At 71.4% G+C, this 11,793-nt stretch carries 11 protein-coding genes; 4 read left to right on the top strand and 7 right to left on the bottom strand.

Going from position 1 to position 11,793, the window contains the following annotated elements; genetic code table 11:
* Positions 1–11 precede the first annotated feature (11 nt).
* Positions 12–1,076, bottom strand: a complete 1,065-nt coding sequence (locus ABEB03_RS41935; protein ID WP_345658317.1) for a glycosyltransferase family 2 protein — start codon at positions 1,074–1,076, stop codon at positions 12–14.
* A 128-nt stretch (positions 1,077–1,204) separates the two neighbouring features.
* On the opposite strand from ABEB03_RS41935, the gene ABEB03_RS41930 reads away from it, so the two are divergent.
* Positions 1,205–2,692 carry an LCP family protein gene (locus tag ABEB03_RS41930; protein WP_459115358.1) on the top strand — a complete coding sequence of 496 codons (1,488 nt, stop codon included), beginning with the start codon at positions 1,205–1,207 and terminating at the stop codon, positions 2,690–2,692.
* Positions 2,693–2,776: 84 nt separating this feature from the next.
* Here ABEB03_RS41930 and ABEB03_RS41925 read toward each other — a convergent pair whose 3' ends face one another.
* Positions 2,777–3,325 carry an acyl-CoA thioesterase gene (locus ABEB03_RS41925; RefSeq protein ID WP_345658315.1) on the bottom strand — a complete coding sequence of 183 codons (549 nt, stop codon included), beginning with the start codon at positions 3,323–3,325 and terminating at the stop codon, positions 2,777–2,779.
* 120 nt (positions 3,326–3,445) lie between these two features.
* Here ABEB03_RS41925 and ABEB03_RS41920 point away from each other — a divergent pair, with 120 nt between their 5' ends.
* Positions 3,446–4,720, top strand: coding sequence for an LCP family protein (locus ABEB03_RS41920; RefSeq protein ID WP_345658314.1), 1,275 nt, complete (start codon positions 3,446–3,448; stop codon positions 4,718–4,720).
* A 136-nt stretch (positions 4,721–4,856) separates the two neighbouring features.
* Here ABEB03_RS41920 and ABEB03_RS41915 read toward each other — a convergent pair whose 3' ends face one another.
* Complete coding sequence (locus ABEB03_RS41915) at positions 4,857–5,225, bottom strand: four-helix bundle copper-binding protein (RefSeq protein ID WP_345658313.1); 369 nt, start codon at positions 5,223–5,225, stop codon at positions 4,857–4,859.
* Between the two features lie 198 nt (positions 5,226–5,423).
* The gene (locus ABEB03_RS41910; protein WP_345658312.1) at positions 5,424–6,581 is read right to left on the bottom strand and encodes an acyl-CoA dehydrogenase family protein; all 1,158 of its coding nucleotides are present in this window, start codon (positions 6,579–6,581) and stop codon (positions 5,424–5,426) included.
* A gap of 188 nt (positions 6,582–6,769) precedes the next feature.
* On the opposite strand from ABEB03_RS41910, the gene ABEB03_RS41905 reads away from it, so the two are divergent.
* Entirely contained in the window at positions 6,770–8,113 is a 1,344-nt protein-coding gene (locus tag ABEB03_RS41905; RefSeq protein ID WP_345658311.1) for a UDP-glucose dehydrogenase family protein, read from the top strand.
* Between the two features lie 152 nt (positions 8,114–8,265).
* Here ABEB03_RS41905 and ABEB03_RS41900 read toward each other — a convergent pair whose 3' ends face one another.
* Positions 8,266–8,766, bottom strand: a complete 501-nt coding sequence (locus ABEB03_RS41900; RefSeq protein WP_345658310.1) for a CGNR zinc finger domain-containing protein — start codon at positions 8,764–8,766, stop codon at positions 8,266–8,268.
* A gap of 134 nt (positions 8,767–8,900) precedes the next feature.
* Between ABEB03_RS41900 and ABEB03_RS41895 the strand changes: the two genes are divergently transcribed.
* Positions 8,901–9,260: a VOC family protein gene (locus tag ABEB03_RS41895; protein ID WP_345658309.1), complete on the top strand. Its 360-nt coding sequence runs from the start codon at positions 8,901–8,903 to the stop codon at positions 9,258–9,260.
* A gap of 22 nt (positions 9,261–9,282) precedes the next feature.
* Here ABEB03_RS41895 and ABEB03_RS41890 read toward each other — a convergent pair whose 3' ends face one another.
* On the bottom strand, positions 9,283–10,413 hold the full coding sequence (locus ABEB03_RS41890) for a dipeptidase (RefSeq protein ID WP_345658308.1): 1,131 nt from the start codon (positions 10,411–10,413) through the stop codon (positions 9,283–9,285).
* A 161-nt stretch (positions 10,414–10,574) separates the two neighbouring features.
* Complete coding sequence (locus ABEB03_RS41885) at positions 10,575–11,789, bottom strand: dipeptidase (RefSeq protein ID WP_345658307.1); 1,215 nt, start codon at positions 11,787–11,789, stop codon at positions 10,575–10,577.
* Between the last annotated feature and the right edge of the window lie 4 nt (positions 11,790–11,793).

Below are 11,793 nucleotides of genomic sequence, written 5' to 3'. Positions count from 1 at the left end.
TTCGCGCAGGCTCAGTCGGAGCCGGCGGACTGTTCGGCGGAGGACTTGGCCACGGCGCCGAGCACCGCCGGGCGACGGGACGCGATGACCTTCTTGGCCAGCGCCTTCGGGCTGGTGAGGAAGCCCCAGCCCCACGACATGTGCATGGTGGCGAGGGCGACGGGGATCTGCGCCCGGGCCTTCAGCGGGAGGCCCTTGCCGGCCGGCAGCGAGCCGAGCGTGATGGCCGCGAGATAGCCGGCGGGGACGACGAGGCCCCAGGGGGTCAGTGCCGCGCCCACGACCAGGCCCGCCGCTATGGCGCACACCGCGGTCGGCGGCGCGAGGTAGCGCAGGTTGATGGAGCCCTCGTGGTAGCGCGCGACGACGTGCCGCCAGCGCCCGTAGTCCTTGTACTGCTTGGCGAGCGCCTTCACGGAGGGCCGCGGCCGGTAGGACACGCGCAGCTCGGGCGAGAACCAGATGAGGCCGCCCGCCTCCCGGATCCGGAAGTTCAGCTCCCAGTCCTGGGCGCGGATGAACTCCTCGTTGTAGCCGCCCTGCTGCTCCAGCGCCTCACGCCGGAAGACGCCGAGATACACGGTCTCGGCGGGAGCGGCGTCGCCGCCCGTGTGGAAGGCGGCGTTCCCGACACCGATCTTCGAGGTCATCGCGGCGGCGACCGCGTGCTCCCAGTCGTTCTCGCCCTCGGCGTGCATGATGCCGCCGACGTTCTGCGCGCCGGTCTCCTCCAGGAGGCGCACGGCGGTCGCTATGTAGTTCTGCGACAGGATGCCGTGGCCGTCGACGCGCACCACGACGGGGTGCCGTGACGCCTTGATCGCGGCGTTCAGGGCGGCGGGGGTACGACCGGTCGGGTTCGGCACGGTGTGCACCCGCGGATCGTCGCGCACCAGCTCGGCGGCGATCTCGTCCGTCCGGTCCGTGGAGGGACCGAGGGCGATCACGACCTCCATCTCGCCGTCGTACTGCTGCGCCAGGATCGCTTGGACGGCCCCGCGCAGATGCCGCTCCTCGTTGAGGACGGGCATGATCACAGAAACGGCGGGGGACCGCACGTCAGACTTCTCGCTCATCGGACGTCACGTTACCGCGAATGGGGGACACGGGCGCGCGCCGCCCGGCCTAAGGCGCGGGCCGCAGATCGTATCGGCCTACGGTGCTCACGGATCCCCACGCCCAGGGCCTGCCGGAGGTGTCCCCCTTGCCCACGCCGCGCCGCTCCCCCGCCCGCCCGCAGCGCCACCCGCAGCCGCCCCGCGCGCGTAGGCCGGACGTGCGGTCCTCCGGACGGCCCCCGGTGCGGCGCAGGAAGCCGCGCTGGGCCATGCGGATGGCGACGACCCTGTCCGTGGTGCTCCTCGCCTCGGCGGGCATCGGGCACGCGGTGGTCACCAGCCTGGACGAGGACATCGCCCGGGTCGACCCCTTCCGGGACATGAAGAACCGGCCCGAGGCGGGCCACGGCATGAACGTGCTGCTGGTCGGCACCGACGGCCGGGACAAGATCACCGAGTCGGAGCGGCGCACGTACCGGCTCGGCGGCGCGCCGTGCCACTGCACGGACACGATCATGATCGTGCACATCTCGGAGGACCGGGAGCGGGCCAGCGTGGTCAGCCTGCCGCGCGACTCCTACGCCGAGACGCCGGAGCACACCGACGAGACCACCGGCAAGCGGCACGGGCCGCACCCGCTCAAGCTCAACGCGGCGTACGCGGAGGGCGGCCCGAACCTGACCGTGCGCACGGTCGAGAACATGACCCACGTGAAGATCGACCACTATCTGGAGGTCGACTTCACCAGCTTCATGAAGACGGTGGACGTGCTGGGCGGCGTCCGGGTCTGCACCACGCAGCCGCTGAAGGACTCGTACACGGGTCTCGACCTGGCGGCGGGCTCGCACCTGCTGAACGGCGGACAGGCGCTCCAGTACGTACGGTCCCGCCATGTCGACGGAGCGTCGGACCTGGGCCGGATGCAGCGCCAGCAGCGCTTCCTGGCGGCGCTGGTCGAGCAGACCACGTCGTCCGGGGTGCTGATGAATCCGATGAAGTTCCGCGACGTGACCCGGGCCGTGCTCGGCTCGGTCCGCGCGGACAAGGGCTTCGGCACGGACGAGCTGCTCGACCTCGGCCGGGCCATGCGCAACTTCTCCCCCTCTTCGTCCGAGTTCACCACCGTGCCGATCGGGCAGATGGGATACGTCGTCAAGGGCATCGGCTCGACGCTGAAGTGGGACGGCGCGAAGTCGCGGAAGCTGTTCACGGCGCTGCGCGACGACAAGCCGCTCGCGGCGCCCCGGCCGCACCGGTCCGAGGCACGGCGGGTCGACGTGTCGCCTCAGCAGATCCAGGTCCAGGTGGAGAACGGGACGGGCACGGCGGGCCTCGGCAAGCGCGTCGACAGCGCGCTCGCGTCCACCGGGTTCCGCACCACACGCCGGCCCACCAACGCCGCGGACCGGACCGCCCGGCGCACCGTCGTCTCCTACGACCCTCGCTGGGACCGCTCGGCGAAGTCGCTGGCGGCCGCGCTGCCCGGTGCCGAGCTGCGCGAGGTCAAGGGGCAGGGCGCGGTGCTGAAGGTGACCGCCGGGTCGGACTTCGAGAAGGTGAAGCGAGTGCGGGCGGACGATCCGTACCAGGGCGAGTTCGGGGCGACGACGGGCGACCAGGTGGTGTGTCCGTGACCCCTGCGCGCGGCGCCGTCCCGGATCCGGCGGGCCGGAGAGCAGACCGCAGGGCGGCCGGCTCCGTAGGAAGAGTGGGGACGGTCAGTCGCCGAGGCCCTCGGCGGCCCGCTTCTCACGGAGCTCCATGATCGCCCGGCGGCGGGCGAGCCGGTGGGTGCGGCGGATCTGCGCCTCCTGGTAGCGCCGCTCGTCGCGCTCGGTCTCCGGGAGCACCGGGGGCACCCGCCGCGGCTTGCCGTCCGCGTCGACGGCGGCGAACACGAGATAGGCCGAGCCGACCTGCTGGGGTGGCGTGGACTCGTTCCAACGCTCGGCGAGGACGCGGACGCCCACCTCCATCGAGGTACGACCGGTCCAGTTCACCTGAGCCTTCACATGGACGAGGTCACCCACGCGGACGGGCTCCAGGAAGGCCATCTCGTCCATGGAGGCGGTGACGGCGGGCCCGCCGGAGTGCCGCCCGGCCACCGCGCCCGCCGCGTCGTCGACGAGCTTCATGATCACGCCACCGTGCACCGTTCCCAGAAGGTTGGTGTCGTTGTGGGTCATGATGTGGCTGAGGGTGGTCCGCGACGCGGATGTCGGCTTGCCCGGAATATCGGATTCCGGGTTGGCGGCCTGGTTCGTCATGGCGTCCACCTTATGCCGCGCCACGCAAGGGGTTGCTTTGCATCAGCTCTGCAACAGGCGTGACCCAGATCTCCCCCGTCTCTTGTAAGACACACCGTGCGGCCCTGCACACTGGTCCGCATGAACGATTGGCCCGACGCGTGGTCCGACGAGAACCGCGGCAACCGCTACGGACGCGGCAGCGCAGGCGCTCAGCCCGAGAGCGCCCGCGTCATGCGGCAGGTCCGGCGCGGCCCCGCCGCCCCGTCCTACGGTGTGCCCCAGCAGCCGACGTATGTCGACGGGCAGGGGTACGACGACGGGTACGACGGAGGCCGTCACGACGACGGCTATGACTCCGGCTACAACTCGGGCCAGGTCTACGGGAGCCCCGGCGGCCCGCAGGGCCCCGGCCCGGGCGGGCCCGGCAGGCCCGCGCCGAACTGGCGACGCCGGATCAAGTGGACCGCGATCACGCTGGTCACGCTGCTGATCGTGGTCTCCGTCGGCACGTACTTCTGGGCCGACTCCAAGCTCCACCGTGACGTGGATCTCTCGAAGGTCATCGACCGGCCCGAGGCCGGCGAGGGCACGAACTACCTGATCGTCGGCTCCGACAGCCGCGCCGGCATGACCTCGGAGCAGAAGAAGAAGCTGCACACCGGGTCCGCCGAGGGCAAGCGCACGGACTCGATGATGATCCTGCACACCGGTGACAACGGGTCCACGCTGGTCTCCCTGCCGCGCGACTCCAACGTGGAGATACCGACCTACAAGGGCTCCGACTCCGGCAAGACCTACCAGGGCACCGGCCGGCAGACGAAGCTGAACGCCGCGTACGCGGAGGACGGCCCGGAGCTGCTCGTCCGCACCGTCGAGTACAACACCGGCCTGCACATCGACCACTACGTGGAGATCGGCTTCGCGGGCTTCGCGAACATCGTCGACGCGGTCGGCGGTGTCGAGATGAACCTCGACAAGGGCTTCAAGGACAAGTACTCCGGCGCCGACTTCCAGGCGGGCAAGCAGACCCTCAACGGCGAGCAGGCCCTCGCCTTCGTCCGCACCCGGCACGCCTTCGCGGCGTCGGACCTGGAGCGTACGAAGAACCAGCAGAAGTTCCTGTCGGCCCTGGCCCACCAGGTCGCGACACCGTCGACGGTCCTGAACCCGTTCAAGCTGTACCCGACCATGAGCGCGGGCCTCGACAGCCTCACCGTCGACAAGGACATGAGCCTGTGGGACCTGGCCGACATGTTCTGGGCGATGAAGGGCGTCACCGGCGGTGACGGCAAGTCCATGAACATGCCGATCTCCGGCTCGGCGAACGGCAACCTCGTCTGGGACAAGGCGAAGGTGAAGACGCTGGTGAACGAGCTGAAGAACGACGAGAAGGTCACGGTCTCGGGGAACTGAGCCGGTCCCCGGCCGCTGCTCGCACAGGCACCGACACGCCACCGGGCCCCGCCGATCCGTTCGGCGGGGCCCAGCCGTGTCCGGGGTCCCTACGGCCCCGCGGGGCCGGGGTGAGTGACCGGGTGGACGGGCGAGGTCACATCGTGGCGCCCGCCATGCTGCGGCACATCTGCGCGCAGCGGCGACAGGACTCGGCGCAGCGCATCATCTGCGGGTCGTCCGGCATGGCCATACACGCCTCGGCGCACATCTCGCACGCCTTGGCGCACATCGCGCACATCTCGGCCGACATGGGCGAGCGGCGCATCATCATGTCCGCGCACATCCGGGTCATCTCGGAGCAGTCCATGAGCGCGCGCATGATCTGCATCTGGGCCTGGCCGCCCATCTGCATGCAGGAGCTCATGGTCTCCTCGCAGATGCCGTGGCAGGCCATGCAGGCCTGCACGCAGTCCTGCATCTCCTTGCTCATGGCCGTCATCGTTCCGGGCTGGTTCATGGTCATGGCTCTGCTCCTGGGCGTGATGGGGCCCGGGGCGGGCCCCGTTCCCTACCGTGGTACGCCCGGTGGACACCTCGCGCCATCGGGCGGACGCGAACGGTCCGCCCCGCATGCCGCGCCCGCGGGACGGCGAAAGCCCCCGGAAGCATCCGGGGGCTTTCGTCGGCGATACGCCGTCCGGCTGTCGGCGACGGCCTCGCGCTACGGAAGGTTGCGGGCCATCACGATGCGCTGGACCTGGTTGGTGCCCTCGTAGATCTGGGTGATCTTGGCGTCGCGCATCATGCGCTCGACCGGGTAGTCACGGGTGTAGCCGTAGCCGCCGAGCAGCTGGACGGCGTCCGTGGTGACCTCCATGGCGACGTCCGAGGCGAAGCACTTGGCGGCCGCACCCAGGTAGGTGAGGTCGGCGTCGCCGCGCTCGGAGGCCGCGGCGGCCTGGTAGGTGAGGGCGCGGGCGGCCGAGATCTTCATGGCCATGTCGGCCAGCATGAACTGGATGCCCTGGAAGTCGGCGATCGGCTTGCCGAACTGCTTGCGCTCCTGGACGTAGCCCTTGGCGTAGTCGAGGGCGCCCTGCGCGATGCCGAGGGCCTGCGCCGCGATCGTGATGCGGGTGTGGTCCAGCGTCTTCATCGCGGTGGCGAAGCCGGTGCCCTCCTCGCCGATCATGCGGTCGGCGGGGATGCGCACGTTGTCCAGGTAGACCTCGCGCGTCGGGCTGCCCTTGATGCCGAGCTTCTTCTCCGGGGCGCCGAAGGAGACACCCTCGTCGGACTTCTCGACGACGAACGCGGAGATGCCCTTCGAGCGCTTCGTCGGGTCGGTCACCGCCATGACCGTGTAGTACTCGGAGACGCCCGCGTTGGTGATCCAGCGCTTCACGCCGTTGAGGACGTAGAAGTCGCCGTCGCGGACGGCCTTCGTCTTCATGCCGGCCGCGTCCGAACCCGCGTCGGGCTCGGAGAGGCAGTACGAGAACATGCCCTCGCCCTTGGCGAGCGGCGCCATGTACTTCTTCTTCAGCTCCTCGGAGCCGGAGATGATGACGGGCAGCGAGCCGAGCTTGTTCACCGCGGGGATCAGCGAGGAGCTCGCGCAGACGCGGGCCACCTCCTCGATCACGATGACCGTGGCGAGCGCGTCGGCGCCGGCGCCGCCGTACTCCTCCGGGACGTGCACGGCGTGCAGGTCGTTCGCGACCAGGGCGTCGAGCGCCTCCTGCGGGAAACGGGCCTCCTCGTCCACCGCTGCGGCGAACGGCGCGATCTTCGCCTCGGCCAGCGAACGGATCGCGTCCCGGAGCATGTCGTGCTCCTCGGACGGGCGGTACAGGTCGAAATCAGCCGATCCGGCCAAGGTCTCTCACGCTCCAAGGGACGCTGTGATGGTGGCGCTAACTACCGTTAAGTAACCCAAATTTTAGAGCTCCGCCCACGCGAGTGATACGTGAGCTTGGCGACAGGGGGAAAGTGCCCGTGAAAGCGCCCTCCCAAGCCCCGACTATGCTCGGGCGCGCACCTACGCCGCACACTCCAGGAGCACCCATGGCCCTCAAGATCACCGTGATCGGAACCGGCTATCTCGGCGCCACGCACGCCGCGGCCATGGCCGAGCTCGGTTTCGAGGTCCTCGGGCTCGACGTGGTGCCCGAGAAGATCGAGATGCTCCAGCGGGGCGAGGTCCCGATGTACGAGCCGGGGCTCGAGGAGCTGCTGCGCAAGCACGTCGCGGGCATCGAGGGGTCCACCGGACGGCTGCGGTTCACGATGGACTGGGCCGAGGTCGGGGAGTTCGGCGACGTCCACTTCGTCTGTGTGAACACGCCTCAGAAGCACGGCGAGTACGCCTGTGACATGTCGTACGTCGACGCGGCCTTCGAGTCGCTCGCGCCGCACCTGCACGGCCCGGCCCTCGTCGTCGGCAAGTCCACGGTGCCCGTCGGCTCGGCGGACCGGCTGGCCGCCCGGCTCGCGGAGCTCGCGCCGGCCGGCGAGGACGCCGAGCTCGCCTGGAACCCGGAGTTCCTGCGGGAGGGCTTCGCGGTGCAGGACACGCTGCACCCCGACCGGATCGTGGTGGGCGTGCGCAGCGACCGGGCGGAGAAGCTGCTGCGCGAGGTGTACACGACGCCGGTCGCCGAGGGCTCGCCGTTCGTGGTGACCGACTTCCCGACGGCCGAGTTGGTGAAGACGTCCGCGAACTCCTTCCTCGCCACCAAGATCTCCTTCATCAACGCCATGGCCGAGGTCTGCGAGGCCGCCGGCGGCGACGTCGCCAGGCTGGCCGAGGCGATCGGGCACGACGAGCGGATCGGGAAGAAGTTCCTGCGGGCGGGGATCGGCTTCGGCGGCGGCTGCCTGCCCAAGGACATCCGCGCCTTCATGGCACGGGCCGGCGAGCTGGGTGCCGACCAGGCGCTGACCTTCCTGCGCGAGATCGACTCCATCAACATGCGGCGCCGCGGGCAGATGGTCGAGATGGCCCGGGAGGCGCTGGGCGGCGGTTCCTTCCTCGGCAAGCGGGTCGCCGTGCTCGGCGCGACCTTCAAGCCGGACTCGGACGACGTGCGCGACTCGCCCGCCCTGAACGTCGCCGGGCAGATCCACCTCCAGGGCGGCCAGGTCACCGTCTACGACCCGAAGGGCATGGAGAACGCGCGGCGCCTCTTCCCGACGCTGGGGTACGCCGACACCGCCGTCGAGGCCGTGCGTGGCGCCGACGTCGTGCTGCACCTGACGGAATGGCGCGAGTTCCGCGACCTGGACCCGGCGGAGCTCGGCGAGGCCGTCGCGGCCCGGGTGCTGCTGGACGGGCGCAACGCGCTCGACCCCGAGGTGTGGCGCCGTGCCGGGTGGACGTACCGGGCGATGGGCCGCCCGACCGCCTGAGACAGCCGGAGCGGCGCGCCGGAGGACGGCGGGCCGGAGAAGGGGTGACGCCGGTCCGGCCGAGGCTCAGTCGGCCGGACCGGCGTCAGTCGCATTCTGCACCACTTCGCCGTCCCCCGAGCGGCGACCGCCCGACTCGCCGCCGCGGCGGGCTACTTGGCGCGGTACCGCCGCATCTTCGCGCGCGCCCCGCACACCGACATCGAGCACCAGCGCCCACGGCCGGCGGGGCTGCGGTCGTAGTACGCGAAGTGGCACTCGGGCAGTTCGCAGGCCTTGAGGCGGAGCCAGGTGCCCTCGGTGAGCGCCTCCCCCACCGCCGCCGCCACGCGGGACAGCAGCGGCCCCGCGTCGGCCGGGGCGAGGGCGGCCGAGCCGTCCCGTTCGTCGACCGCCACGTACAGCGGCGCCCGCGCCAGCAGTTCGCCCAGAGGCGTCACCGCGCGGTGCGGCGGGTGTCCGGCGTGCGCCAGACACACGGCCCGCAGCGACTCGCGCAGCTCCCGCGCGCCGGCCACGTCCCGCTCCGTGACGCCGAACGCGGCACGTCCGTCGGCCGTGTCGAGCAGATCGGCGCCCGACCCCAGGTCCACGGTGTTCACCAGCGCCTCCACGAGGGCCAGCCCTCCGGGCGCGGGCGCCCTCTCACTCATCGTCGCGTCCTCATGCTTGCGACGTTACCTCCAATGCGGGAGTATCCAGTAACCGTCGTTACCGCTTGAGGCGTTCTACAGGTAACACACCCCTCGGCGGTCCACGAGCAACCGATCCCCCTGGGAGGAAGTCAATGGCTCTCGCCAAGCTGGGCGCCGTCGTCCTGGACTGTCCCGACCCCCGCACGCTCGCCGGGTTCTACGCCGAGGTGCTGGGCGGCACGGTCCAGGGCGAAGGCGACTGGATCGACCTGGAGGCGCCCGGCGGACGGGCGCTGGCGTTCCAGGCCGCGCCCGGACACGTACCGCCGAAGTGGCCCGCGCCCGACGCCTCGCAGCAGTTCCACCTCGACCTGGCCGTGGAGGACCTGGACGCGGCCGAGAAGGGCGTGCTGGCGCTCGGCGCGACTCCGCTCGACGCGGAGGACCGTTCGCGCACCTGGCGCGTGTACGCCGACCCGGCCGGACACCCGTTCTGCCTCTGCGCCTGCTGACCGGGCCCCGGCGGGGAAGGCGTCAGCCGTCCAGTTCCGCGATCCTCGCCGAGGACGGCTCGCGGCGCTGCTGGGCGGCGCGGGCCGTGAAGTCCGCGCTGCGCAGCACCCGCTGGACGTTCCCCCAGGTGAGCAGGGCGAGGTCGGACGCGGACCAGCCGCGGGAGATCAGCTCCGCGATCAGCCGTGGATAGCAGGACGCGTCGGACAGGTCCTGCGGATGGGCGGCCCCCGAGTCGTACGTCCCCGAAAGGCCGACGCACTCCGCGCCCGCGAGGACGCGGATGTGGTCGAGGTGGTCGGCGACGTCACGCACGGACGGCCCCGCCTGTTCGGCCGTCAGCGGGACGAGGCACAGGCCCTTGGCGGCGCCCAGCTCGATGAGGACGTCGTCCGGCAGGTTGACCGGGTGGGGCCGCAGCGCGCGGGCCGCGGAACGGGTGAAGACCACCGGGGCCTTGGAGACCGCCAGAGCACGGCCGGTCGTGGCGTCCGAGGTGCCGGAGAGGTCGGCCAGCACGCCGAGCCGGTTCATCTCCCGCAGCACCTCCTCGCCGAACCGGGTCAGACCCGCCTCGCTCGCCCAGGAGGCGCCGGCGAGCGTGAGCACCCGCAGGCCGAGGGTGTGCAGCGCGCGCAGGATGCCGAGCGAATCGCCTAGCGCGCCAGCTCCGGCGGGTCCGAGCACGACGGCGACACGGCCGCAGTTGCGGGCGTCGGTCAGACCGGAGGCGCTGTACGTCATGCGCAGGCCCTCGGGATGCGCCCGCACCACCGCCTTCACCAGGTCCAGCTGCTCCAGGGTCGCGCCCACGGCGCGGTCCCCGGCGAGCCCCTCCGGCAGGTGCAGCGAACAGAACACGGCACCGACGTGCCCCGCCCGCATCCGGGGCACGTCGGTGTCCACGGAGGTCTCGCCGAGTTCCAGGTCGTACCAGGGAAGGTGTCGCAGCACCCAGGGCAGACCGCTGTAGCCGTCGGCGACGGGGTGGGCGGCGAGGAAGGCGTGGGCCCGCTCCAGCGGGTCGCCCCCCGCCGTGCCGGCCGGCCCGGGCGTTCCGAGGAGCGCCGGCTCCGACTCCGGCCAGACGGCCGGCGGGTCGAGCTCGCCCACCTCGGAGGTGAGGTGCAGTTCGTCCTGCAGTTCTGCCATGACGGCCTCCGCTGGGTGGACGGTGATCGCAGTACCGTCACCGTTGCACGGAGCCCGGGGGGCTTCCTGGTGGGTGGAGCGTTCGGGGGTACGCCCCCGGGGCGGCTCCGCCCGCCGTAGGTCCTACGGGTGCGCCCGCGGGCACACCCGTAGGTGGTACGTCAGCCGTCCAGCTGCTCCAGCGTCGCGTTCGACGGGCCGCGCCGCGCCTTCAGGTCGCGGGCCACGTCCTCGGCCGCGCCCAGCACGCGCACCGAGTTCTGCCACGTCAGTTTGGCCAGATCGGCGGACGACCAGCCGCGGTCGAGCAGTTCGGCGACCAGGTTCGGGTAGCCGGACACGTCGTCGAGGCCGTGCGGGGTGAAGGCCGTGCCGTCGTAGTCGCCGCCGATGCCGAGGTGGTCGATGCCGGCGACCTCGCGCATGTGGTCGAGATGGTCGGCGACCGTCGCCACCGTCGCGACGGGGCGCGGGTTGCTCTCCTCGAACACGCGGTGGATCTTCATGCCCTCGGCGGTCGTGTCCAGGTGGTGGAAGCCGTGGGCCCGCATGTTCTCGTCGGCCGCGGCCGTCCAGTCGACCGCAGCCTGGAGGACGAACTTCGGCACGAACGTCACCATCGCCACACCGCCGTTGGCGGGCAGCCGCTCCAGGACGTCGTCCGGGATGTTGCGCGGGTGGTCGCACACCGCGCGCGCCGAGGAGTGGGAGAAGACGACCGGCGCGACCGACGTGTCCAGCGCGTCGCGCATCGTCGTCGCCGCCACGTGCGAGAGGTCGACGAGCATGCCCTCGCGGTTCATCTCGCGCACGACCTCGCGGCCGAAGGCCGACAGGCCGCCCACGGTGGGCACGTCCGTCGCCGAGTCCGCCCACGCGATGTTGTCGTTGTGGGTGAGGGTCATGTAGCGGACGCCCAGGGCGTACAGGCCCCGCAGCACGGCGAGCGAGTTGTCGATGGAGTGCCCGCCCTCCGCGCCCATCAGCGAGGCGATGCGGCCCTCGGCGCGCGCCGCCTCCATGTCGGCGGCGGTCAGCGCGGCCCGCAGGTCCGCCGGATGACGGTCGATCAGCTGCCGTACGCAGTCGATCTGTTCCAGCGTCGCGGTGACGGCGCCCGGGAGGTCGGAGCGGACGTACACCGACCAGTACTGCGCGCCGACACCGCCGGCGCGCAGCCGGGCCAGGTCGGTGTGCAGGTGTGCGCTCTGGTCGGCGGCGATGTCCCGGGCGCCCAGGTCGTAGCGGACCTGTTCGCGCAGCGCCCACGGGAGGTCGTTGTGCCCGTCGACGACCGGGAACTCGGCGAGCAGTTCACGGGCCCGGTCGAGGGACGGGGACGGGGCGGAACCGGTGGACACGGACGAGGACGTCATCCGC

The sequence above is a fragment of the Streptomyces siamensis genome (assembly GCF_039543605.1).
Classification (GTDB): domain Bacteria; phylum Actinomycetota; class Actinomycetes; order Streptomycetales; family Streptomycetaceae; genus Streptomyces; species Streptomyces siamensis.
Note: the sequence above shows the minus strand (reverse complement) of the source record. Positions and strands in the feature narration are given on the sequence as shown.